The organism is Actinomadura sp. NPDC000600 (assembly GCF_040492135.1).
Taxonomy (GTDB): Bacteria; Actinomycetota; Actinomycetes; order Streptosporangiales; family Streptosporangiaceae; genus Spirillospora.
The window spans coordinates 299,713-322,454 of sequence record NZ_JBEUPD010000002.1; the positions used below are offsets into that span (position 1 = coordinate 299,713).

Below are 22,742 nucleotides of genomic sequence, written 5' to 3' on the forward strand. Positions count from 1 at the left end.
GAACCGTGAGGACCGAATCATGGAGATCGTTGACAGGCCCGCTCCGCCGACCGGACTGCGCCGCCTGCTGTGGCGGCTGCCCATCCGGCTCTACCGCATCGGGCTCGGGCCGCTGCTGGGGCGCCGCGTCATGCTGCTCACGCACACCGGCCGCGTCTCCGGCCTGCCGCGTCAGGTCGTCATCGAGGTCGTCCAGAAGGACGAGCACGGCTGCGTGGCCGCCTCCGGATTCGGGCCACGAGCGGACTGGTACCGCAACGTCATGGCGAACCCGGACGTCACCCTCCAGATCGGGGGGAAGCGCATCCAGGCGACCGCGGCCTCCATCCCGGCCGGCGAGGGCGGCGAGATCATGGCCCGCTACGCTCCCCGCCACCCGACCGCCGCGCGGCAGTTGTGCAAGCTCATGGGCTTCGCCGTCGACGGCAGCGTGGAGGACTACCGCGAGGTCGGCCGGCACATCCCCTTCGTACGGTTCACGTATCGGCCCGTGGCGCGGCGCCGCAGCACGGCGTAGGCCCGCAGGATCGCCGGGACGAGCGCGTACACGACGGTGGGCACGACCACGCCGGTCACCACCAGCGTTCGAAGCGGCAGCGAAAGCGATCCCAGCAGGGGGCCGAGCAGCAGCTGCGTGAGCATGATCATCAGGTACACGGCCAGCCAGGTGAACGCGGCGCGCAGGTGGATCGAGGGACCCGCGACGGCGGCGGACGTGGTGCGGAGCGACGGCATGGCGCCTCCTCGGTTCGGTGGGCCCGCTGTCCGGCGAGCCCCGGAAACTCCAACTCGTTAGTTGGAGTTTGCCACGGCCGGCGCCAGATTCCAACTCGTTAGTTGGAAATTGCGGTAGGCTCGGGTCATGGCATGGGACACCGCGAGGACGAGGCGGCTCATCCTGGACGCCGCGGTCGCCGAGTTCGCCGCCCACGGGCCCGAGGCGGCCCGCATGGACCGGATCGCCGCCACGGCCGGGGTGAACAAGGAGCGGATCTACTCCTACTTCGGCAACAAGCGGCAGATGTTCGCGATCGTGCTGACAACGGAGCTGGAGCGCCTGGCGGAGGCCGTGCCGCTGGACGAGCGCGCCGCCTCCGACCTGGGCGAGTACGCCGGGCAGGTCTTCGACTACCACCGCGAGCACCCGCACTTCGTCCGGCTGCTGCACTGGGAGGGCCTCCACACCGCCGACGACGAGCCCGTGGCGGCCGAGGCCGAGCGGACCGCGCACTACGCCGAGAAGATCGCCGCGCTGGCCGGGGCTCAGGAATCGGGGTGCCTGGACACCCGGCTCGCGCCCCGGGAGCTGCTGTACGCCGTCATCGTCCTGGCCGGCTGGTGGTTCGCGACCCCGCAACTCCGGCGGATGCTGATGCCCGACCTGGACGACGACCCGGACGGCCAGCGCGCCGCGCTCGTCCGCCTCGTGAAGGCCCTGATCGAACGGTCGGCCGGCGGTGGCGAGGCGGCCGGCGGACGCGGCACGTCCGAACCGTCACGGACGTAGCAGACCCCCGGCGAGCCCCACGGTCATGCGTCGGGCTCGACGAGGCCCGTCTGGTAGGCGGCGACGACCAGCTGGGCGCGGTCGCGGGCGCCCAGCTTCGCCATCGCGCGGCTGACGTGGGTGCGCGCGGTGGCCGGGCTGATGAACAGTGCGGCGCCGATCTCCTGGTTGCTCAGCCCCCGCCCGATCAGGGCCAGCACCTCCCGCTCGCGCTCGGTGAGCACCGAGAGCCGGTCCTGCGCGGCCTTGGAGGCCGTGTGCCGCGCGGTGAACCGGCCGATGAGCCGCCGGGTGATCCGCGGTGCGAGCAGGGCGTCCCCGGCCGCGACCACGCGGATGGCGTGCAGCAGCTCGGCCGGTCCGGCGTCCTTGAGCAGGAAGCCGCTGGCGCCGGCCTGCAGCGCCTCGAAGACGTAGGCGTCGGTGTCGTAGGTGGTGAGGATGAGGATCCGGACGCCCTCCAGCCCCCGCATCCTGGTGATCTGCGCCGTGGCCTGGATGCCGTCCAGGTTCGGCATGCGGATGTCCATCAGGACGACGTCGGGGCAGGTGGCGCGGGCCAGCTCGACGGCCCGGGCGCCGTCGGTCGCCTCCGCGACCACGGTGATGTCGTCCTCGACGTCGATGAGGAGCCGGAACCCGGACCGCACGAGCCCCTCGTCGTCGGCGAGCAGCACCTTGATGGGCGCCGCGGGCGCCGCGCTCACCGCGGCCGTCCGGCCGGCGCGAGGGGCAGCCGGGCCGTCACCTCGAAGCCTCCGCCCGGCGTGGGCCCGGCGTCGAACTCGCCGCCGAGCAGCCGGCAGCGCTCGCGCATGCCCAGGATCCCGCGGCCCGGCCCGCGCGAGCCGGTCCCGCCGGACGCGGAGCCGTTCCCGCCTCCGGTGCGGCGGCCCTCGTCGGTCACGCGGATCTCCAGCGCGTCGGTCCCCGGATTCAGTGCGACCGTCACCCGGGTGGGGCCGACGTGGCGGATCACGTTGGTGACCGACTCCTGAAGGATCCGGTAGGCGGCGCTTCCCACCGCGCCCGGCAGCGGCGCCGTGGGCGGGGACGCGTCCAGCGTGACGTCGAGCCCCGCCTCGCGCGCCTTCGCGGTGAGTTCGTCGATCTGGTCCAGGCCGGGTTGCGGTGCACGGCCGTCGTCGTCGTCACGGAGCACGCCGAGGATGGCCCGCATCTCCTGCAGCGCCCGGGAACTGGTCTCCTCGATGGCCCGCAGCGCCTCGCGCGCCTGCTCGGGCCGCTTGTCGAGCACATGCGCGGTGACCCCGGACTGCACGTTGATGATCGCGACCGCGTGCGCGACGGTGTCGTGGACCTCGCGGGCGATCCGGAGGCGCTCGGCGTCGACCCGGGCCCGCGCCACCTCCTCGCGGGTCCGCTCGGCCAGTTCCGCGCGCTCCTGCGCCTCGGCCGCGATGACCCGCCGGGACCGGACGGACTCGCCGAGCGCCGCGCTCATGACCGAGGCGCCGATGCGGAAGAACACCCATCCGATGGCGGCCCGGGGCTCGATGTCGGCCGCCTGGTACAGCCAGACGGCGGCGAGCACGGCGATCCCCGTACCGGCGATCAGCAGGGAGCGGCGCCCGTCCCCGTAGGCCGCGAGCGTGTACAGGGAGACGAAGAGCCCGAGCCAGCCGGGCCCGTCGGGAAAGTCGACGGCGTAGTACGCGAGGCTGGCGAGCGCGGTGGCGGCGAACACCGGCACCGGCCACCGGCGGCGGACGACCAGGACCAGGCCGCTCACCGCCAGCAGCGCGTACCCGAGGTTCCCCAGGTCGGCGAGCGGGCGGGTCGCCCCTTCGGCGGCGACGCGGGCGACCGTCCCCTGCACCTGCATCACGGTGACGAAGAGCGCGAGCAGCGTGTCGTGCGTCGCCGCACGCAGGGAGAACGACCCGGTATGGCGTTCCATGACGCGATCGTACCGAGCCGGTGCGCGGGCGCCGCTGCGCTCAGCCGCGTGACCTGCTACTCCGTCCGGTGTAGCGCCGCCCGGACGGCGTACGCCCGATCGTGTAGGCGCGGCCGATCGTCGGCAGACGCGGCGGACGCCCCGCCGGCGCGACGATCGCCGCCATGAGCGATCATTCCTCCACTCCGCGGCCGGACGGCGCCCTCGCGGCGCTGGCCCGGTTCTGCCACCGGCGGCGCCGCCTGGTCCTGCTGGCCTGGATCTTCGGCGTGGCCGCCGTGGCCTTCGCCGGCTTCGGCTACGGCGCCGCCTCCGACAACGACTTCTCCGGCGGGGACTCCGGATCCGCCAAGGCGCAGGCACTGATCGAGCGGCACTTCCCCGAGCGGCAGGGCGACACGCTGACCCTCGCGATCAAGGCGTCGAAGGGGATCGACGACCCCGCCGCCCGGCGGCGGATCGAGAAGGTCGTCGCCGACCTCGACGCCTCGCCCCTGACCGGGCCGGTGACCTCGCCGTACCGGGACGCCGCCCAGGTGACGCCGGACCGCCGCATCGCCCGCATGACCATCCCGCTGACCGACAAGGAGGTGGAGAAGACCGCCGTCAAGCCCCTCGTGGACGAGGTCAAGGACGCCTCCGGCGACGGCGTGACGCTGGGGCTCGGCGGCGAGCGGGCGGAGAAGGCCGAGACGCCGCCGCAGGGGCCGACCGAGGGCGTGGGCATCCTCACCGCGGCGGTGATCCTGTTCGTCTCCTTCGGGTCCCTGGTCGCGATGGGCCTGCCGATCATGACGGCGCTGATGGCGATCCTCGGCGGCATCGCCCTGATCAGGCTGGTCGGATACCTCGTCCCCGCGCCGGACTTCACCGTGCTCGTCGCGGCGATGGTCGGGCTCGGCGTCGGCATCGACTACGCGCTGTTCATCGTGACCCGCTACAGGGAGGCGCGCCAGGACGGCGACGAGCCCGAGAGCGCCGCGGTCAGGGCCATCACCACCGCGGGCCACGCGGTGCTGTTCGCCGGCACGACCGTCGTGATCGCGCTGCTCGGCCTGGTGGTCATGGGGCAGCGGCTGATGACCGGCGTGGCCATCGCCGCGTCGGTGACCGTGCTGGTCACGATGGTCGCCGCGGTGACCCTGCTGCCGGCGCTGCTGGGCTTCACCGGCCACCGGATCGACTCGCTGCGGCTGCCGCGCCGCGCGCCCCGCCCGCGCTCCGCCGAGCGGCGCCCCCCGGCCGAGCGGTGGGCCGTGACGGTGCAGCGCCGGCCGCTGCTCGCGGCGGTCCTGGCGGGCGCCGGCCTGCTCGTGCTCGCGGCTCCCACGCTGTCGATGCGGCTGAGCCTGCCCGACGCCAGCGTCCAGCCGCGCGACCGGAGCAGCTACACCTCCTACGAGATCCTCTCCGAGGGCTTCGGCCCCGGCTACGGCGCGCCCCTGATCTTCGCCGCCCGGATCGGCTCGGCGGACGCCGATCTGCGTCCCGTCGTCGAGGCGGTCGGCAGGACCGGCGGCATCGCCTCCGTCACTCCGGCCCGGATCAGCGAGGACGGGCGGGCCGCCACGTTCATGGCCTTCCCGAAGACCGGGTCGCAGGACGAGGCGACCGCCGACCTGGTGCACGAGCTGCGCGACGACGTCCTGCCCAAGGCGCCCGGCGGCGCCGAGGTCCAGGTGGGCGGGCCCAACGCCGCCGCGATCGACGTCGCGGAGGACGTCGGCGCGCGCCTGCCCCTGATGGTCGCGGTCGTCCTCGCCCTGTCCCTGGTGCTGCTGATCGCGCTCGTCCGGTCGGTGACGATCGCGGTGCAGGCCGCGGTGATGAACCTGCTGTCGATCGGCGCCGCCTACGGCGTGCTGGTGGCGGTCGTCCAGTGGGGATGGCTCGGCTCGGCCCTGGGCTTCCCCACCGAGATGCCGATCACGACCTGGGTCCCGATGATGATGTTCCCGCTCCTGTTCGGCCTGTCCATGGACTACGAGGTGTTCCTGATCTCGCGGGTCCGGGAGGAGTACGAGCGCACCGGCGACACCCGGGCGGCCGTCACCCGCGGGCTGGCCCGCACCGCCAAGGTCATCACGGCCGCGGCCGCCATCATGATCGCCGTCTTCGGGACGTCCCTGCTCGGCTCCGACGTGTCGGTCAAGCAGATCGGCCTCGGCATGGCCGTCGCCGTCCTCATCGACGCCACCGTCGTCCGGATGATCCTCGTGCCCGCCGTGATGGAACTGTGCGGCAAGGCCAACTGGTGGATGCCCGGCCGCCGCCCCGCGGAGCCCGCCCCGGTCAAGGCCGCGGAGAAGGCCCGGGTCTGAGTGGTCGGCCCCGGGCGGCGCGGTGCGGGAGGCGGTCAGGTGGGGCGGATCAGGCCGCGGCGGGTGGCGGCGGCGACCGCGGCCGTGCGGGAGTCGACGCCGAGCTTGGCGTAGATGTGCACCAGGTGCGTCTTGATCGTGGTCTCGCTGAGGAACAGCCGCTTGCTGATCTGCCGGTTCGAGAGCCCCTCGGCGACCAGCCGCAGCACCTCCAGCTCGCGGGCGGTCAGCGTCGCGGTGGGCGAGCGCATCCGGCCGAGGAGGCGCGAGGCGACGCTCGGCGCGAGGGCGCTGTCGCCGGCGGCGGCCGACCGGATCGCGGTGAACAGCCTGTCCGGGGGCGCGTCCTTGAGCAGGTAGCCCGTGGCGCCGGCCTCGACGGCGGCGAGGATGTCGGAGTCGGTGTCGAACGTGGTGAGCACGAGGACGCGCGGCGCGTCCGGCCCGGCGGCGGTGATCTGGCGGGTGGCCTCGCTGCCGTGGATCCCGGTGCCGAGCTGCAGGTCCATGAGCACGACGTCGGGGGAGAGGCGGCGCGCCTCCTCGACGCCCTCCCGTCCCGTCGCGGCCTCGCCGACCAGCACGAAGTCGGGCTGGTCGGCGAGCATGGCGCGGATCCCGGAGCGCACCACGGGATGGTCGTCCACCAGCAGGATGCGGATCGGCCCGCTCACCGCCGCTCCTCGCCCTCGGGCAGCGGCAGGGTCGCGACCACGGCCGTCCCCTCCCGAGGGGCCGACTCGACGGTGAGCGCCCCGCCCAGGGCGCGGGCCCGGTCGCGCATCGTCCGCAGCCCGTAGCCGGTGCCTGCCCCGTCCTCCGGTGGACGCCCGCCGCCCGCCGCCGGGTCGAAGCCGCGGCCGTCGTCGTAGACGTCCAGCACCACCATGTCGTCAAGGTAGGTCAGGGTGACTCCGACGTTCTCGGCGCCGGAGTGCCTGGCGGCGTTCCCGAGGGCCCCTTGGGCGATGCGCAGCAGGGCCACCTCGTAGTCGACCGGGAGTTCGGCGGGGGACCCGGACACCTCGAAGCGGATGCGGGCCGCGGAACGGGCGGCGGCCGACTCGGTGAGACGGCGCAGCGCGTCCGGCAGGGACGAGCGCTGGAGGGCGGGCGGGGCCAGCGCGCGCACGAAGTTGCGGGCCTCCTCGAGGTTCTCCGCGGCGGCCTGCTCGGCCTCCGCCAGCCGTCCGAGCGCCGCGCCCCGGTCGGTGTCGAGGTCGCGGCGGGCGGCGCGCAGCAGCAGGATGATGCTGGACATCCCCTGGGCGAGCGTGTCGTGGATCTCGCGGGCCAGGCGCTCGCGCTCGGTGAGCCGGGCCGCGTCGGCCTCCGCGCCGAGGAGTTTCTCGCGGGTGCGGACGAGGTCCTCGATGAGCCGGCGGCGCTGCTCGCTCTCCCGGTACAGGGCCCGGTAGGCGAGGGCCATGAGCGTGGCGACCGAGGCGCCGATGCTCGGGCCCAGCACCTCCGCCAGCGTGACCCCGCCGCCGTGCCAGGCCACGGCCGCGACCGCCGCGGCCGTCAGCAGCACGACGCCGGGCAGCGCGGCGGGCAGCGGCAGCAGGTGCAGGTAGAGGAAGAACAGCGGGAAGGCCAGCCAGACGAAGTCGGGCGACGCCAGGGCCAGCCCCGCCCAGCCCGCGGTGAGCAGCGCGAGCCACAACCGGGCAGGGATCGGACGAGGCGTCCGGTGCCGTCCGGCCCAGACCACCCCGCCGGCATAGAGGACGCCGAGCGCGAACCCCCCGGCCGCCGCCCCCGCCTCCCCGTCGTGCAGCGTGCGCACCAGGGCGATAGCGAGCAGCACCAGGAAGGTGCCGTGCACGGCCCAGCCGAGCAGCCGCACCGCCGGCGAGAACGGATCGTTCGGCATTTCTCACTCAGCGTAGGCGACGGGTTCCCCTGGTCGCATCGATCGAAAGGTTGATGTCCGGCCGTCCGGAAGAAGGCGTTCCGCGCGTCCCGGCGCACGATGTGCCGGGACGGGCCCGCGGCGCACGCTGGGAGACGTCAATCCCAGATCACGTGGAACGGGGGCGCCGGTGTTCGTGGCACTGCGGGACCTGCGGTTCGCCAAGGGGCGGTTCGCGCTCATGGGGTCGGTCGTGCTGCTCATCACGCTGCTGGTGACCCTGCTGTCCGGGCTGACGGCCGGGCTGGCGCGCGACAGCGCCTCGGCCGTCGAGGACCTGCCCGCCGACCACATCGTCTTCGGCGGTGAGGCCACCTTCTCGGGGAGCCGGATCGGTACGGCGACGGCGAAGGGCTGGCAGGACGTCCCGGGGGTGAGGGCCGAGCCGCTCGGCATCTCGATGGGCCGGATGTCCTTCGGCCCGTCCGGTGAGCGCGGCGCGCCTGCGGCGCTCTTCGGGGTCGCTCCGGGGAACCGGGCGCACCCGCCCGCGTCCGGGCAGATCGTGCTGTCGGAGGAGCTGGCCGAGAGCACCGGGCTGGCGCCCGGCGACAGGGTGCAGGTCTTCGGGCACGGGCTCACCGTGGCGGGTAAGGGCGGTGCTTCCTCCTACAGCCACACGCCGGTCGCCTGGATCGGGATCGACGACTGGCGCGCCCTCGAACCGTCCGGCGGCGACCGGGCCGCGACCGTCCTGCTGCTCCGCGAGACCGGCCATGCCGACCTGGACGCGGCCGACCGGCGGCTCGCCACCACCACCATCGCCCAGGGGGACGCCAAGTCCGCGATCCCGTCGTTCTCCTCCGAGAACGGGTCGCTGCAACTCATGCGGGGCTTCCTGTTCGCCATCTCGGCGCTGGTCATCGGCGCGTTCTTCACGGTCTGGACGATCCAGCGCCGCGGCGACGTGGCCGTGCTGAAGGCACTCGGCGCGAGCACCGGCTACCTGCTGCGCGACGCGCTCGCCCAGGCCGTCCTGGTGCTCCTGGCCGGGGCCGGGCTCGGCGGCGCCGTCGGAGGGCTGGCGGGGTTCGCCATCGGGGACCGGGTCCCGTTCGTGGTCTCGGCCGCCACCACCGTGCTGCCCGTCGCGGTGATGGTCGTCCTCGGGGCGGCGGGCGCCGCGCTGGCCATCCGCAAGATCACCTCTGTCGATCCGCTGACCGCGCTGGGAGCCGCACGATGAGCCTGGCCCTCACCGACGTCGTCCTGACCTATCCCGACGGGGACCGCACCCTCACCGCGCTCGACCACGTGAGCCTGGCGGTCGGGCCCGGCGAGTTCGCCGCGGTCGTCGGGCCGTCCGGATCCGGCAAGTCGAGCCTGCTAGCCGTTGCCGCGACGCTCATCGCCCCCGCCTCCGGGACGGTGCTGGTGGCGGGCCGGGAGACCACCGGGCTGCGTCCCGCCGAACGGACCCGGCTGCGCCGCGACCACATCGGCATCGTCTTCCAGCAGCCGAACCTCCCGGCCTCGCTGACGGCCCTCGACCAGTTGACGGTGATGGCGCACATGGCCGGCCGGTCGCCGCGGCGGGCCGCCGCCCGGGCCCGCGAACTGCTGGCCGCCGTCGACCTCGCCGGCATGGAGCACAAGCGGCCGCACCAGATGTCGGGCGGCGAGCGCCAGCGGGTCAACATCGCCCGCGCGCTGATGAACGGCCCGGAGGTGCTCCTCGTGGACGAGCCCACCAGCGCCCTCGACCACCACCGCGGCGAGCAGGTCGTCGAGTTGCTGGCCGGGCTCACCCGCGACCGGCGGCTGGCCACGGTCATGGTCACCCACGACCTGGCCCGGCTCACCGCCGCCGACCGCGTGTACTCCATGACCGACGGCCGGCTGTCCGAGGACGGCTCGGTCCCATCTCAGACCGCCGGACGGGCTCAGCCGCGATAGGCCTCCAAGAGGCGGAGCCAGATCTCGCTGATCGTGGGGTAGGACGGGACGGCGTGCCACAGGCGGGAGATCGGGACCTCGCCGGCGACCGCGACCGTGGCCGAGTGGAGCAGTTCGGCCACGCCCGCGCCGACGAAGGTGACGCCGAGGAGCGTCTCGCGGTCCAGGTCGACCACCGCGCGGGCGCGGCCCTGGTAGCCGTCGGCGTACAGCGAGGCCCCGGCCACGCCGCCGAGGTCGTAGTCGACCGCCCGCACCCGGTGCCCGGCCCGGGTCGCCTCCTCCAAGCTGAGCCCGACGGCGGCGGCCTCGGGATCGGTGAAGACGACCTGCGGCACCGCCCGCTCGTCCGCGGTCGCCACGCTGCGCCCCCACTCGGCGGTGTCGAGCGGACGTCCGGCGGCGCGGTCGGCGATCACCGTCCCGAAGATCCGCCCCTGGTACTTGCCCTGGTGGGTCAGCAGCGCGCGGCCGTTGACGTCGCCCGCCGCGTAGAGCCACTCGCCGGACACGCCGGCCGCCAGCCCGGTGGAGTCGACCTCGATCGACCGGCCCGGGGCCAGCCCGACCGTCTCCAGCCCGAGGTCGGCCGTCGCGGGGACCCGTCCGGTGGCGAACAAAACCTCGTCCGCGGTCACCGTCTCGCCGCCGTTCAGGGTGAGCACCACCGCTCCGTCGCGGCGGGCGGCGGTGACGGACGTGCCGAAGCGCAGGTCGACCCCGGCCGCGCGCAGGCCCTCGGCCACCAGCTCTCCCGCGAACGGCTCCATCCGGGGCAGCAGGCGCGACCCGCGCACCAGCTGCACCACCTCGCTGCCCAGCGCCCGCCAGGCCGTGGCCATCTCGCACGCCACCACGCCGCCGCCCACGACCGCGAGCCGCGGCGGAACCCGCTCGGAGGCGGTCGCCTCGCGGCTGGTCCAGGGACGGACCTCGGCCAGTCCGGGCAGGTCGGGCAGCGCGGCGCGGGTACCCGTGCACACCGCGACCGCGTGCCGGGCGGTCAGCACCCGCTGCCCGCCGTCCCGGGTCCGCACCACGACGCGTTTCGGCCCGTCCAGCCGCCCGTGGCCGCGCACCAGGACGAGCCCGGCCCCCTCCAGCCAGGAGACCTGGCCGTCGTCCTTCCAGTGCGAGGTGAACTCGTCCCGGCGGCTGAGGACCGCCGCCGCGTCCAGCGTCCCGCCGACCGCCTCGCGCGCGCCGGCCACCCGCCGCGCGTCCGCGAGCGCGGCGGCCGGGCGCAGCAGCGCCTTGCTGGGCATGCACGCCCAGTACGAGCACTCCCCGCCCACCAGCTCGCTCTCCACGACGGCCACGCTGAGCCCGCCGGCGTGCGCCCGCTCCGCCAGGTTCTCCCCGGTCGGCCCGGCCCCCACCACCACGACATCGAACTCGTCCATGCCCCGCCCTTCCGGTCAGCGCGGTCCTGTCCACGCGGATCTGCCGGAACCACACTAATGAGCGCATCGCCAGGTCGCGGACGCGCGAAGAGCCATCCCCGCACCGCCGCGGCGGCGAACCCGGCCAGGGGCGAACCCTTCAGGACATGCTGCCCGCGATCACCGCCTACGCTTAGCCGGACGTTCCGGGGTGCGGATATGACAGGGGAGTCCGTGAGCGCCGAAGGCAGTACCAAGGCCGTCGTCACCGCGCTGGGTGCGAACCTGGGCATCGCGGCCACCAAGTTCGTGGCGTTCGCGCTGACGGGGTCGTCGTCGATGCTGGCGGAGGCGATCCACTCGGTCGCCGACTCCAGCAACCAGGCGCTGCTGCTGATCGGCGGGAAGCGCGCGGAGCGGGACGCGACCGAGGAGCACCCGTTCGGCTACGGACGGGAGCGCTACATCTACGCCTTCCTGGTGGCGATCGTGCTGTTCAGCCTGGGCGGGTTGTTCGCCCTGTACGAGGCCTGGCACAAGATCGCCGATCCGCACCCGATCGAGGAGTGGCAGTGGGTGCCGATCGCCGTCCTGCTGGTCGCGATCGTCCTGGAAGGGGCGGCGCTGCGCACCGCGGTCCGCGAGTCGAACCGGAGCAGGGGGCGGGCGGGCTGGGTGCAGTTCGTCCGCCGCTCCAAGTCGCCGGAGCTGCCGGTCATCCTGCTGGAGGACACCGGGGCGCTGATCGGGCTGGTGTTCGCGCTCGCGGGCGTCGGGCTGACCCTCGTCACCGGTGACGGCGTCTGGGACGGGATCGGCACCGCCGCGATCGGCCTGCTGCTGGCGGCCATCGCGATCGTGCTGGCCACCGAGGTCAAGAGCCTGCTCATCGGGGAGTCGGCGACCCCGGAGCACGTGCGGCTGATCAGGCAGGCGATCGTGGAGGGCCGCGACGTCCCCGCCGTGATCCACATGCGCACCATGCACCTCGGGCCGGACGAGCTGCTGGTCGCCGCGAAGGTCGCCGTCGACCTCCAGGACGACGCGCGGGAGGTCGCCGACGCGATCAACGATGCCGAGGCCCGCATCCGCGCGGCGGTGCCGATCGCCCGGCTCGTCTACCTCGAGCCGGACGTGCTGCGGAAGGGGGGCTGAGGACGGTGGGGCGCAGGCCGCTCGGGCAGTTGGAGGCAGAGGTGCTCGCCGCGCTGGCCGGGCTCGGCGGGGCGGCCAGCACCGCCGAACTGGTGGAGCGGCTGGACGGCGACCCCGCCTACACGACGGTGAACACGATCCTGCACCGGCTCCACGAGAAGAAGCTGGTCTCGCGGACCCGGACGGGCCGGCACTACCGGTACCGGCTCGCCGTCGACGAGTCCGAGCTGGTGGCGGGGCGCATGCGCGACCACCTGCGGCACGCCAGCGACCCCGGCAACGTGCTGAACCGGTTCGCGCGGTCGCTCAGCGCCGAGGAGGCGCGCAAGCTGCGCGAGTTCCTCGACCGTCCGGAGGCCGGCGGGTGAACTGGTACACCTTCCTGCCCCTCGCCATCATGCTGACGCTGAGCGCCGTGCTGGCGAAGGCGCCGTCGCGGCTCCACCCGTCCTGGTCGGCGCGGCTGCTGGCGACCACCGGGGCGCTGACCGGCGTGGCCGCGCTCGGCACCGGCTTCTTCGTGGCCGTCAACTACGCGGCGACGCTGGCGCCGGCCGCCGCGGCGCACGTCCCCGAGTGGGCGCTGTTCGGAGACGACCGGCCGGTCCCGGACGCGGTGGGGATCCCGGCGGCCGTGCTGTCGGCGGCCGGGCTGGCGGCCGCGGGCAGGGCCGCCGCCCGGGGGGCGGCCGCGCTCCGCGCCGCGCGGGCGGACGCCCGCGAGCCGCTCGACACCGAGGTCCCGATCGCCGTCGCGGTCCCCGGCCGCCGCGGCGGGGTCCTGGTCTCCCGGGGCCTGCTGCGGAAGCTGACGGCCGAGGAGCTCCACGTCGTCTTCGAGCATGAGAGCTCCCACCTCAGGCACCGGCACCACCGCTACCTCGCCGCCGGGGCGCTGGCCTCGGCCGTCCTGCCGCCGCTGCGCCCCCTCGCCGCCCGGCTGCGGCTGGCCACGGAGCGCTGGGCGGACGAGGACGCCGCGGAGGCGACCGGCGACCGCGCCGCCGTCGCCCGGACGATCGCCAAGGTCGCCCTCGCGCAGCCGCGCGACCCCGGACCGCTGAGCGCGTTCGCCGAGTCCGGGGTCGTCGAACGGGTCGAGGCGCTGATGGGCACGCCCCCGGCCAAGAACACGGTCACCGGCCCGCTGCTGTTCATGGGCAACGGCGTCGTCACCGGGTCGCTGACCGCCGCGACCCTCCAGCTCGACCACGTCCTCGTGTCGTTCCTGCTGTCGGTGCTGGCGTTCCGCTGACGGGCCGCGCCACCCCTCAGAGCTCGAACTCGGCGGGGTCGAGGCCGACGGCGAAGCAGGCCTCGCGGACGGCGGCCTTCTCGCTCTGGTCGAAGTGCCCGTCCGCGCCGCCGATCACGATGCCGATCTGGATGACGGCGCGCGCCTCGGCCGGCCTCTTCTTGGTCTTGCCGATGTCCTGCAGCACCGCCACCTTCCCGAAGTCGAAGTCGGCGGTGAGCTTGGCCACGTAGTCGTTGAACCGCCGCTGCAGGTCGTCGGCCGGGAAGTTCTGCAGCACCTCGTTGGAGGCGATGAGGGACGCGGTGCGCTGCCGTTCGGACGGGTCCACGCTGCCGTCGGCGGCCGCGACGAGCGCGCACATCGCCATGCTCGCGTCACGGAACGCTCCGCTCTTGAGTTCGTTCTTCTTACTGAGCAGCTGCGTCTGCATGGTCTGGGTTGACTCGCGCAGCTTGTCCCAGAAAGGCATCGTCATCCTCCGCTCGTCGGCCGTCTCCACCGACCCTAGCCGAACTGCTACAAATGTAGTAGCAGACTCGGGGGAGGTGCCGGCCGCATGCCGGTGAAGGCGTCCGGAACGGGAGACGGCAGGCCGCCCTACGCGCTCGCGGCGGTCGCCGCACTGGTCGCGGTGGCGGTGACCTTGGACGTCCTGCTCGGCGGCCCGCTGCGGCACCTCGACGGGCGGATGTTCGCCGACGGGCTGCCACCGCGCGGCGGCGCCTGGCATCTCTGGTGGCGGACGGTCGTGAACGGCGGCCAGTACTGGCTCGTCGGCTCCCTCGCCGCGATCGCGTCCGTCGTCGCCGCGCGACGGCGGCGCAGCCCCGCCCTGCTGGTCAAGGCCGGAATCTGGCTGGTGGGCAGCGAACTCCTGGTGCGCGGAACGCAGGTCGCGCTGGCCCGGACCCCGCCGCGCACCGGCCACGACCTGCTGTTCGCCGACGGCGTCCTGTCCTATCCGTCCGGGCATGCCGCCAACGCGGCGGCGTGCCTGCTGTTCATCGCGGCCGTGACGGGCGCCTCCCGCGCCTGGACGGCCGCCGCCCACGCCATGGCGGCGGGTGTCGCGGTCGCCGTCGTCACGCTCGGGTACCACTGGCCGACCGACGCCGTCGCGGGCTGGGCGCTCGGCCTGCTCCTGGCCTGCCTCGGCCGCATCCTCGTCCTCCCGCGCCCGCCCCGGCGCGAGGGGGCCGTCCCGGTCTACGACACTTGTAGCAAATAGCGGCCGGGGTTTACGGGAAACGGTGTCCGGGGTCGGCCGCCATTAACGGGTTTCCCCGCCGACGGACGGGCGCGATGCCCGAGTTCGGGGTAAAAGGCTTCCGTTAGCCCGGCAAATGAGTTAAAGTGTCTCTCGGTGTGCCGGGAAGCCTGGTCGGCGAGACAGGATACGTCTCCGATCAGGAGGGTCTATGACTCCCCGGCACTTTCTCGTCCCGCCGGCTCCGCGGCGCAAAGGCGCTCCGAGCCGCGACGCGCCCCCCGTCTTCTTCCGGGTGTTCTGGGCGCACGCCTTCCTGGATAGCTGAGCTGGTCCCCTTCTTCGCTTGACGAAGCCTTTCCTCACGGTCGGGCGGCCGTAGCGGTGCGCCCTTCCGCAGTTCATGCCGTCTCGATGCGGAAGCGTGCATTCAATGGGCGAATTCGTCGATGTCGCGCTCGGTTTTCCGACCGCGCTTTTCAGTTTCTCTCTCCTGGTCGTGGCCGGGTACTGGACGCTCGTCCTGCTCGGCGGCCTCGGAGTGGACTTCCTCGGCGCCGGCGCCGATGCCGACACGGGGGCCGGCGCCGGCGCCGAGGACGGGTTCGCGGCCGAGCACCTCGCACCGCTCGGGCTGGGCGGGGTCCCGGCCACGGTCGTGCTGTCGGTGCTCGTCGGCCTTGCCTGGTTCGTCAGCCTGGCCGGTTCGGCGCTGCTGGACGGCGCCGTCCTCCGGGCGCTCGTCCTGCCCTTCGCCCTGGTCGTCGCCTGGATCGGGACGCGGGCGGCGGTCCTGCCGCTGCGGCGCGTCTTCCAGGGCCGGGCCGAGGCGTCGCTGCGCGACTTCGTCGGCCTGCCGTGCGTCATCCGCACCGGGCAGGTCGGGCCGGACTTCGGCCAGGCGGAGGTCACCGCCCCGGACGGTTCGTCCGCGATCGTCCAGGTGCGGCAGCACGCCATGGACGTGCCCGTGGCGGGCGCCGCGGCCGGCACCGGCCTCACCACCGGCAGCACCGCACTGATCTTCGATATCGATCCGGACGGCCGCTTCTTCTGGGTCATGCCGTACGACACGGCTCCCGGCCCCCGCTAGGACTCCCGGCCCCGCCCGGCCCCCCGCGTTCTCATCCCCTCTGGCAGACAGGGATCTCGATGGACACCATCACGATAGGAGCCGGTGTGCTCCTCGCTCTCGCGCTGCTCGTCGCCCTCGGCCTCGTGCTCATGGTGACCCGGTTGTTCCGCAAGGTCGACCAGGGCCGCGCGCTCATCATCTCCAAGCTCAAGAAGGTCGACGTCACCTTCACCGGCGCGATCGTCCTGCCCGTCCTGCACCGCGCCGAGCTCATGGACATCTCGGTCAAGACGATCGAGATCGAGCGGACCGGCCGGGACGGGCTGATCTGCCAGGACAACATCCGCGCCGACATCCGCATCACGTTCTTCGTCCGCGTCAACAAGACGGTCGAGGACGTGATCAAGGTGGCGCAGGCGATCGGCACCGAGCGCGCCAGCAACCAGGAGACGCTGCAGGAGCTGTTCGCCGCCAAGTTCTCCGAGGCCCTGAAGACCGTCGGCAAGCACCTGGACTTCGCCGACCTCTACACCCGCCGCAACGAGTTCCGCGACCACATCATCCGCGTCATCGGGACGGACCTGAACGGCTACAGCCTCGAGGACGCCGCCATCGACCACCTGGAGCAGACGCCCCTGCTCTCCCTGGACAGGTCGAACATCCTCGACGCCCAGGGCATCCGGAAGATCACCGAGCTGACCGCGATCGAGCACGTCCGCACCAACGAGCACGCCCGCAACGAGGAGAAGGAGATCACGCGCCAGAACGTGGAGGCGCGCGAGGCGATCCTGGAGCTGGAGCGCCGGCAGGCGGACGCCGAGCTGCGGCAGGAGCGCGAGGTCGAGACCGTCCGGGCCCGCGAGGCCGCCGAGATCGAGCGGGTCAAGGCCGAGGAGCGGCTGCGGGCGCAGGCCGCGCACCTGCGCACCGACGAGCAGCTCGGCGTCCAGAACGAGAACCGGGACCGCGAGGTGTCGGTCGCGGCGAAGAACAAGGAGCGGGTCCTCGCGATCGAGAGCGAGCGGATCGAGAAGGACCGCCTGCTGGAGGTCATCGCCCGCGAGCGCGAGACGCAGCTGACCCGCATCGCGGCCGACAAGGAGGTCGAGGCGGAGAAGCGGGAGATCGCGAACGTCGTCCGCGAGCGGATCGCGGTGGAGCGGACGGTCGCCGAGCAGGAGGAGGCCATCAAGCGGCTCCGCGCGGTCGAGGAGGCCGAGCGCGCCCGCCAGTCCGTGATCATCCACGCGGAGGCGGAGGCGCAGGAGAACCTGGTCAAGGACATCAAGGCCGCCGAGGCGGCGGAGGCGGCCGCCGCGCACCGCGCCCGCGAGGAGCTGACGCTGGCGCAGGCCCGGCAGGAGACCGCCGAGCTGGACGCGCAGGCGAAGATCAGGCTGGCCGAGGGGCTCCGCGCGGAGGCCGCCGCGGCCGGGCTCGCCGAGGTCCAGGTGCGCGAGCGCGACGCCGAGGCCATCGAGAAGGTCGGGCGCGCCGAGGCCGCGGTCGCGCGGGAGAAGGCGATGGCCGAGGCCGACCGGATCCGCGAGAGCCTGAAGGCCGAGGCCGAGGGGCTGACCGAGAAGGCCGGGGCAATGGCCGCGCTGGACGAGGCGTCCCGCCAGCACGAGGAGTACCGGCTGCGCCTGGAGGCGGAGAAGGACGTCCGGCTGGCCGGCATCGAGGTGCAGCAGAAGGTCGCGGAGGCGCAGGCCACCGTCCTCGCCACCGGGCTGGAGCAGGCCGACATCAGCATCGTCGGCGGCGACTCGGTCTTCTTCGACCGCCTGGTCGGGTCGGTCGCCCTCGGCAAGAGCGTGGACGGCTTCGTCCAGAACTCCGAGGTCGCGCGGGCGGTGGCGGGTCCGTGGCTGGACGGCTCGGCGAGCTTCACCGAGGACCTGTCGCGCGTGCTCGGCGCGGTCGACACGGGCGGCGTGCGGGACCTGACCCTCTCGGCGCTCCTGCTGCGCCTGATCAAGTCGGGCGGCCCGGACACCGCCGGCCTCCAGGACCTCCTGGACACCGCGCGCCGCCTGGGCGTCGCCGACGCCCCGCTGCCGAAGGCCGCGCCGAACGGCACCGATCTCACCGTCGGCGCCGCGGCCCGCTGACACGCGCGGCGAGCCGCCGGACGGCGGCTCGCCGCAGGACGGACCGCTTGGACGAGGTCGGGGTTCGGCACGCGTCGCGGTAGACGAACGGGAGGCAGGTGGGCGTGGACATGACAGAGCCCGGCGCGGCCGGGAACCGGCACGCGGAGCCGGACCACGGCACGTACGAGGTGCTGCGCGCGCGGCTCGCCGGGCACGCCGGCGAGCTGGCGCGCCGCGCGGAGGCGCTCAACGCCCGGCGGCTGGAGGTCTTCGGGGGCTCGGACCTGCGGCTCGCGGGCACCGAGCGGATCCGCACGGCGCACAACAGCGTGCCCCGCGACGTGGTGGCGCTCGGCGGGGTGCTGCTGTTCGGCTGCAACGCCTTCCTCGGGCTGAAGCCCGAGACGACGGTCGACGACGTCTTCTCGCTGCACCGGTTCACGCGCGGAGAGGACGGCGTCCGGTTCGTCCAGACCGGGCCGGAGGCCGTGCCGGGCCTGCTGGACGACCCGCGCTTCCTGCGCGACTTCGCCGACATGTACCGGTACTACCGGCAGGCGCGGCTGCTCCAGCTGCGCCTGGTGGAGGGGCGGCTGCTCGCCGTCTTCCAGACCGGTCCGCGCCTGTCGGACCTGCGCGTCCTGCGGTGGCGGACCGCGCCGGACGGCGGCGTCGCCTACGAGGACAACCAGGGCGAGCGCGACCACGCGTTCCCTCCCGCGCACGACGTCGACTGGGTGGAGGCCACACGGGACGACCACGTCGCCGGGCGGCACCCGCACATCTCGATCGAGGGCGAGGTGTTCGTCGAGACGATCGGCGGGACCCTCACCGTCAAGATCGAGGACAACACCGGGACCGGCGAGGGGATCTACTCCGAGCCGGTGGACGAGCCGCTCCAGTCGCTCGCGGACGCCGACGTCCTGCACGCGCGGGTCGGGGCGCTGATCCTGCTGCGGATCAGGCCGTACAACGAGTCCGCGTGGCGGCACCTGGTGTTCAACGTCCGCACCAAGGAGGTCGCGCGGCTCGACGGGATCGAGCAGGCGTGCCGCCGGCTGCCGGACGACCACGGGATCATCTTCCCCGGCGGCTACCACCTCGACACGGGCGCCGCGAAGACGTTCGACACCGACGTCGCGGGCCTGGAGTACGAGCGGGTCGTCCGCTCTCCCAACGGAGAGGACGTCCTGTACGTCTTCCACTCGCGGGAGGACGGCCGGTCGCTGCTGCTGCCCTACAACGTGATCCGCAAGCAGGTCGCGACGCCGATCACCTGCCACGGGTACTCGCTGTTCGACGACGGGACGCTCGTGGTCATGCGGGCGCTCTCCGACGAGCCGTCCCGCGTCCACCCGATGCAGATCTGGGCGACCCCGTTCGTGTCCGACGCGCACGCCGCCGCGCAGCCCGTCGGCACGGGCCCGCTGGAGCGGGTCGGCAACGCCGACCTCGTGCGCGGCGTCTCCGAGTGCCTGTCGATCACCCGGATGGCGGCGGAGACGTCGCCGTCCGGCCGGGTGTTCGAGGCGCTGATCGCCGCGTGCACGCGCGCGGCGGACCTGTACCCCTGGCTCGGCGACGACCGGCTCGGGGACCTCGCCGCGCCGCTCGCCGAAGTCCGCTCCACCGCGGGCCAGGTCCTGGACGAGTACGAGAAGGTCCGCGCGCTCACCGGGCAGGCGGCCGCCGCCGTCGCCGAGGCGGGCGAGCGGCTCGCCGCCCTGATCCGCCGCGCGCGGACCGAGGAACCGGAGAGCGCGGACGGCTGGGTCTCCCGCCTGGCGGAGTTCCGCCGCGCCCAGGGGCACCTGGAGACGCTCCGAGACCTCCGCTACGCCGACGGCGCCCGGATCGACGCGCTCTCGGAGGACGTCCGGGCGGAGCTGGACGAGGCCGCGCGGCAGGCCGTCGAGTACCTCCAGGGCGAGGACGCGTTCACCGGCTACCACGCCGAGGTCGAGCGCATCGCCGAGGCGGCGCGCGCCATCGGGACGGCCGCCGACGCCGCGCCGCTGGCCGCCCTCCTCGACGCCCAGAACGAGGGGCTGGACGTCGTCACCGAGGTCGTCGGCGACCTCGACGTCACCGACGCGACCGCGCGGACCGCGATCCTGGAGCGCGTCGGCGAGGTGCTAGGCGGCCTCAACCGGGCCCGCGCCGTCCTCGACGACCGCCGCCGCGAGCTGCTCGCCCGCGAGGGAGGCGCCGCGTTCGCCGCCGAACTCGGCCTGCTCGACCAGGCCATCGCCGGCGCCCTCGCCGCGGCGGCGACCCCCGAGGACTGCGACGCGCAGCTCGGCCGCCTGCTGCTCCGCCTGGAGACGCTCCAGGCCCGCTTCGCCGAGCCGGAGGAGTTCCTCGCCGAGCTGGAGACGAAGCGGACCGAGCTCAACGAGGCGTTCACCTCCCGCAAGCAGACGCTCCTGGACGAGCGCGCCCGCCGCGGCGACCGGCTCACCGAGTCGGCCGACCGGATCCTGTCCGGTGTGCGCCGCCGCGCCGCCGCGCTCGCGTCCCCCGCCGAGGTCACCGCCTACTTCACGACCGACGCCATGGTGCGCCGGCTGCGCGCGATCGCCGACGAGCTGCGCGCCCTGGGCGAGGCCGCCCGCGCCGAGGAGCTGGACGGCCGCCTCAACGCCGCCCGCCAGGAGGCCGGCCGCGCCCTGCGCGACCGCCTCGACCTGTACGGCGACGGCGGCGGAACGATCCGGCTCGGACGCCACCGGTTCGCGGTCAACACCCGTCCGATCGAGCTGACCCTCGTCCTGCACCGCGACACGGTCGCCTTCACGATCACCGGGACCGACTACCGCGCGCCCGTCCACGACGCGGACTTCGCCGCGACCCGCCCCTTCTGGAGCCAGAGCCTCGTCTCGGAGACGGCGGAGACCTACCGCGCCGAGTACCTGGCGGCGTCGCTCCTCGCCGCCGCCGACCCCGGCGACCTGCGCCGGGCCGCGGCCGACGGCCGCCTGCTCGCCCTCGTCCGGGAGACCGCCGCCGACCGCTACGACGAGGGGTACGAGCGGGGCGTCCACGACCACGACGCGGCACGCATCCTGGAGGCGCTCCTGCGCCTGCACACCGAGGCGGGCCTCCTGCGCTACCCGGGCGAGGCCCGCGCCGCCGCCCAGCTCTTCTGGACGCACGGTCCCGACGACGCCGAGCGCGCGACGTGGACGGTCCGCGCCCGGTCGCTCGTCCGCGCCCGCGAGGCGTTCGGACGTCCCGGCGCCCTCACCGGGCTGACCGAGGAACTCCGCTCGGCGATCGAGGCGTTCGCCGACCGCGACGCCATGCCCGCCCCCGACCCGCTCGCCGCCGAGTACCTGGTCGAGGAACTCGCCACCGCCCCGGACGGCTTCGTGACGAGCCAGGGCGCCCGCACCCTGCTGAAGGACTTCACCCAGGCGCTCGGCGACGTCCCCCTGGACGAGGACCTGCGCGGCGCGGGCACCCTCGCCGCACGCCGGCAGCTGGCCGAGGCGTGGCTCTCCGCCTACCTCGGGACGGGGGCGGACGGCGACCCGGCCGACCTGCCCGAGGCCGTGTCCATGCTCCTGTGCCCGTCCGCCCGGTACGACTCGCCGGCCGCGCTCGCGGCCACCATCGACGACCTGCTCGGCCGCCACCCGCGGATCACCGGCCGCCGGCTCGACCTGCGCCTGGACGAGCTCCTCACCAGGACGCACCGCTTCCGCACCGAGCGGGTCCCCGCCTTCCGCGCCTACCAGCGGAAGCGGAACGAGCTGGTCGCGGCGGAGGAGAAGCGCCTGGGAGTGGCCGGCCTCCGCCCCCGCACGATGAGCGCGTTCGTCCGCAACCGCCTCATCGACGAGGTCTACCTCCCCCTCATCGGCGACAACCTCGCCAAGCAGCTGGGCGCCGCCGGCGACGGCGAGCGCGCCGACCAGATGGGGCTGCTCCTGCTCGTCTCACCGCCCGGCTACGGCAAGACGACCCTGATGGAGTACGTCGCCGACCGCCTCGGCCTCGCCCTGGTGAAGGTGGACGGCCCGGCGCTCGGCCACGGCGTCACGTCCCTCGACCCGTCCAAGGCCCCCGACGCCACCGCCGCCCGCGAGGTCGAAAAGATCAACTTTGCGCTCGACATGGGCACCAACGTCCTGCTGTACCTCGACGACATCCAGCACACCTCGCCGGAACTCCTGCAGAAGTTCATCCCGCTCTGCGACGCCCAGCGCCGCATCGAGGGAGCCGAACGCACCTACGACCTGCGCGGCAAGCGCTTCGCCGTCTGCATGGCGGGCAACCCCTACACCGAGTCGGGCCGCCGCTTCCGCATCCCCGACATGCTCGCCAACCGCGCCGACGTGTGGAACCTCGGCGACGTCCTGTCCGGCAAGGACGAGCTGTTCGCGCTCAGCTACATCGAGAACGCCCTGACCTCGAACCCCGTCCTCGCGCCCCTTGGAGGCCGCGACCGCGGCGACATCGAACTGCTCGTCCGCCTGGCGGCGGGGGACCAGACCGTCCACCCCGACCGCCTGTCCCACCCGTACTCCCAAGCCGAACTGGACGACATCCTGTCCGTGCTCGCCAAGCTCCGCTACGCGCAGCAGGTGGTCCTGACGGTCAACCGCGTCTACATAGCCTCCGCCGCCCAGGACGACTCGTCCCGCACCGAACCGCCGTTCCGCCTCCAGGGCTCCTACCGCGACATGAACAAGCTCGCCGAACGCATCCTCCCGGTCATGGACGACACCGAACTGCAAGCGGTCATCGACGACCACTACCGGGCCGAGTCCCAGACCCTCACCTCGGACGCGGAGGCCAACCTCCTCAAACTCGCCGAACTCCAGGGCACCCTCACCCCGTCCGAGGCCGAGCGCTGGACCGAGATCAAAGCCGCCTACCGCCGCGCCCAGACCCTCGCGGGCGCCACCGACGACCCGTCCGTCGGCGCCCTCCTCCACCTGGCCGACAAACTCACCGCAATAGAGACCACCCTCCGCGACACCCGTTGAGGCGCCCGGTCGCGG

The 22,742-nt window shown here is 73.7% G+C and carries 19 protein-coding genes; 12 read left to right on the plus strand and 7 right to left on the minus strand.

The genetic code is table 11. The features are described from left to right. Positions 1-19: 19 nt before the first annotated feature. Entirely contained in the window at positions 20-517 is a 498-nt protein-coding gene (locus ABWI07_RS04160; protein WP_149261826.1) for a nitroreductase family deazaflavin-dependent oxidoreductase, read from the plus strand. On the opposite strand, the gene ABWI07_RS04165 is transcribed toward ABWI07_RS04160, so the two are convergent. Beyond that, a complete protein-coding gene (locus ABWI07_RS04165) occupies positions 439-735 on the minus strand; it encodes a hypothetical protein (protein ID WP_353817663.1) in 297 nt (98 codons plus the stop codon). The genes ABWI07_RS04160 and ABWI07_RS04165 overlap by 79 nt on opposite strands. A gap of 127 nt (positions 736-862) precedes the next feature. Here ABWI07_RS04165 and ABWI07_RS04170 point away from each other — a divergent pair, with 127 nt between their 5' ends. Further along, complete coding sequence (locus ABWI07_RS04170) at positions 863-1,507, plus strand: TetR/AcrR family transcriptional regulator (protein WP_353817664.1); 645 nt, start codon at positions 863-865, stop codon at positions 1,505-1,507. 23 nt (positions 1,508-1,530) lie between these two features. On the opposite strand, the gene ABWI07_RS04175 is transcribed toward ABWI07_RS04170, so the two are convergent. Then, positions 1,531-2,214: a response regulator gene (locus tag ABWI07_RS04175; RefSeq protein WP_149261824.1), complete on the minus strand. Its 684-nt coding sequence runs from the start codon at positions 2,212-2,214 to the stop codon at positions 1,531-1,533. Further along, positions 2,211-3,428 (minus strand): sensor histidine kinase, encoded by a 1,218-nt coding sequence (locus tag ABWI07_RS04180; RefSeq protein WP_149261823.1) that lies wholly within the window; start codon positions 3,426-3,428, stop codon positions 2,211-2,213. Before ABWI07_RS04180 ends, ABWI07_RS04175 begins: the two co-directional genes overlap by 4 nt. Positions 3,429-3,592: 164 nt before the next feature. Between ABWI07_RS04180 and ABWI07_RS04185 the strand changes: the two genes are divergently transcribed. Continuing rightward, on the plus strand, positions 3,593-5,749 hold the full coding sequence (locus tag ABWI07_RS04185; RefSeq protein WP_353817665.1) for an MMPL family transporter: 2,157 nt from the start codon (positions 3,593-3,595) through the stop codon (positions 5,747-5,749). Positions 5,750-5,784: 35 nt separating this feature from the next. Here ABWI07_RS04185 and ABWI07_RS04190 read toward each other — a convergent pair whose 3' ends face one another. Together ABWI07_RS04190 and ABWI07_RS04195 are read right to left on the minus strand one after the other, a co-directional pair. Then, entirely contained in the window at positions 5,785-6,423 is a 639-nt protein-coding gene (locus ABWI07_RS04190) for a response regulator (RefSeq protein WP_353817666.1), read from the minus strand. After that, a complete protein-coding gene (locus tag ABWI07_RS04195; RefSeq protein ID WP_353817667.1) occupies positions 6,420-7,625 on the minus strand; it encodes a sensor histidine kinase in 1,206 nt (401 codons plus the stop codon). The genes ABWI07_RS04190 and ABWI07_RS04195 overlap by 4 nt, the downstream gene beginning before the upstream one ends. 169 nt (positions 7,626-7,794) lie before the next feature. Between ABWI07_RS04195 and ABWI07_RS04200 the strand changes: the two genes are divergently transcribed. Together ABWI07_RS04200 and ABWI07_RS04205 are read left to right on the plus strand one after the other, a co-directional pair. Further along, on the plus strand, positions 7,795-8,850 hold the full coding sequence (locus tag ABWI07_RS04200) for an ABC transporter permease (protein ID WP_353817668.1): 1,056 nt from the start codon (positions 7,795-7,797) through the stop codon (positions 8,848-8,850). Continuing rightward, positions 8,847-9,560 carry an ABC transporter ATP-binding protein gene (locus tag ABWI07_RS04205; RefSeq protein WP_353817669.1) on the plus strand — a complete coding sequence of 238 codons (714 nt, stop codon included), beginning with the start codon at positions 8,847-8,849 and terminating at the stop codon, positions 9,558-9,560. The genes ABWI07_RS04200 and ABWI07_RS04205 overlap by 4 nt, the downstream gene beginning before the upstream one ends. Here ABWI07_RS04205 and ABWI07_RS04210 read toward each other — a convergent pair. After that, a complete protein-coding gene (locus ABWI07_RS04210) occupies positions 9,548-10,963 on the minus strand; it encodes a dihydrolipoyl dehydrogenase family protein (RefSeq protein ID WP_353817670.1) in 1,416 nt (471 codons plus the stop codon). The genes ABWI07_RS04205 and ABWI07_RS04210 overlap by 13 nt on opposite strands. A 213-nt stretch (positions 10,964-11,176) precedes the next feature. Between ABWI07_RS04210 and ABWI07_RS04215 the strand changes: the two genes are divergently transcribed. The 3 genes from ABWI07_RS04215 to ABWI07_RS04225 are packed head-to-tail and all read left to right on the plus strand — an operon-like array spanning position 11,177 to position 13,352. Then, a complete protein-coding gene (locus tag ABWI07_RS04215) occupies positions 11,177-12,097 on the plus strand; it encodes a cation diffusion facilitator family transporter (RefSeq protein ID WP_149261817.1) in 921 nt (306 codons plus the stop codon). A gap of 5 nt (positions 12,098-12,102) precedes the next feature. Beyond that, on the plus strand, positions 12,103-12,465 hold the full coding sequence (locus ABWI07_RS04220; protein ID WP_149261816.1) for a BlaI/MecI/CopY family transcriptional regulator: 363 nt from the start codon (positions 12,103-12,105) through the stop codon (positions 12,463-12,465). Next, the gene (locus ABWI07_RS04225; RefSeq protein ID WP_149261815.1) at positions 12,462-13,352 is read left to right on the plus strand and encodes a M56 family metallopeptidase; all 891 of its coding nucleotides are present in this window, start codon (positions 12,462-12,464) and stop codon (positions 13,350-13,352) included. Before ABWI07_RS04220 ends, ABWI07_RS04225 begins: the two co-directional genes overlap by 4 nt. Positions 13,353-13,368: 16 nt before the next feature. Here ABWI07_RS04225 and ABWI07_RS04230 read toward each other — a convergent pair whose 3' ends face one another. Next, positions 13,369-13,830 carry a tellurite resistance TerB family protein gene (locus tag ABWI07_RS04230; RefSeq protein WP_268843277.1) on the minus strand — a complete coding sequence of 154 codons (462 nt, stop codon included), beginning with the start codon at positions 13,828-13,830 and terminating at the stop codon, positions 13,369-13,371. Between the two features lie 81 nt (positions 13,831-13,911). On the opposite strand from ABWI07_RS04230, the gene ABWI07_RS04235 reads away from it, so the two are divergent. The 4 genes from ABWI07_RS04235 (at position 13,912) to ABWI07_RS04250 (ending at position 22,727) form a co-directional block, all read left to right on the plus strand. Next, a complete protein-coding gene (locus ABWI07_RS04235; protein ID WP_149261814.1) occupies positions 13,912-14,583 on the plus strand; it encodes a phosphatase PAP2 family protein in 672 nt (223 codons plus the stop codon). Positions 14,584-14,995: 412 nt separating this feature from the next. After that, complete coding sequence (locus ABWI07_RS04240) at positions 14,996-15,655, plus strand: hypothetical protein (protein WP_149261813.1); 660 nt, start codon at positions 14,996-14,998, stop codon at positions 15,653-15,655. A 59-nt stretch (positions 15,656-15,714) separates the two neighbouring features. Then, on the plus strand, positions 15,715-17,751 hold the full coding sequence (locus tag ABWI07_RS04245) for a flotillin family protein (RefSeq protein WP_353817671.1): 2,037 nt from the start codon (positions 15,715-15,717) through the stop codon (positions 17,749-17,751). Between the two features lie 110 nt (positions 17,752-17,861). Next, a complete protein-coding gene (locus ABWI07_RS04250) occupies positions 17,862-22,727 on the plus strand; it encodes a DNA repair ATPase (protein ID WP_353817672.1) in 4,866 nt (1,621 codons plus the stop codon). The last annotated feature ends 15 nt before the right edge of the window (positions 22,728-22,742 follow it).

What these genes read in the sequence shown, in the direction of transcription:
- ABWI07_RS04195 (WP_353817667.1), bottom strand. Translation starts at nt 7,625, where the DNA reads ATGCCGAACGATCCGTTCTCGCCGGCGGTGCGGCTGCTCGGCTGGGCC.
- ABWI07_RS04240 (WP_149261813.1), top strand. Translation starts at nt 14,996, where the DNA reads ATGGGCGAATTCGTCGATGTCGCGCTCGGTTTTCCGACCGCGCTTTTC.
- ABWI07_RS04235 (WP_149261814.1), top strand. Translation starts at nt 13,912, where the DNA reads ATGCCGGTGAAGGCGTCCGGAACGGGAGACGGCAGGCCGCCCTACGCG.
- ABWI07_RS04180 (WP_149261823.1), bottom strand. Translation starts at nt 3,428, where the DNA reads ATGGAACGCCATACCGGGTCGTTCTCCCTGCGTGCGGCGACGCACGAC.
- ABWI07_RS04170 (WP_353817664.1), top strand. Translation starts at nt 863, where the DNA reads ATGGCATGGGACACCGCGAGGACGAGGCGGCTCATCCTGGACGCCGCG.
- ABWI07_RS04245 (WP_353817671.1), top strand. Translation starts at nt 15,715, where the DNA reads ATGGACACCATCACGATAGGAGCCGGTGTGCTCCTCGCTCTCGCGCTG.
- ABWI07_RS04250 (WP_353817672.1), top strand. Translation starts at nt 17,862, where the DNA reads ATGACAGAGCCCGGCGCGGCCGGGAACCGGCACGCGGAGCCGGACCAC.
- ABWI07_RS04165 (WP_353817663.1), bottom strand. Translation starts at nt 735, where the DNA reads ATGCCGTCGCTCCGCACCACGTCCGCCGCCGTCGCGGGTCCCTCGATC.
- ABWI07_RS04210 (WP_353817670.1), bottom strand. Translation starts at nt 10,963, where the DNA reads ATGGACGAGTTCGATGTCGTGGTGGTGGGGGCCGGGCCGACCGGGGAG.
- ABWI07_RS04185 (WP_353817665.1), top strand. Translation starts at nt 3,593, where the DNA reads ATGAGCGATCATTCCTCCACTCCGCGGCCGGACGGCGCCCTCGCGGCG.
- ABWI07_RS04160 (WP_149261826.1), top strand. Translation starts at nt 20, where the DNA reads ATGGAGATCGTTGACAGGCCCGCTCCGCCGACCGGACTGCGCCGCCTG.
- ABWI07_RS04205 (WP_353817669.1), top strand. Translation starts at nt 8,847, where the DNA reads ATGAGCCTGGCCCTCACCGACGTCGTCCTGACCTATCCCGACGGGGAC.
- ABWI07_RS04230 (WP_268843277.1), bottom strand. Translation starts at nt 13,830, where the DNA reads ATGACGATGCCTTTCTGGGACAAGCTGCGCGAGTCAACCCAGACCATG.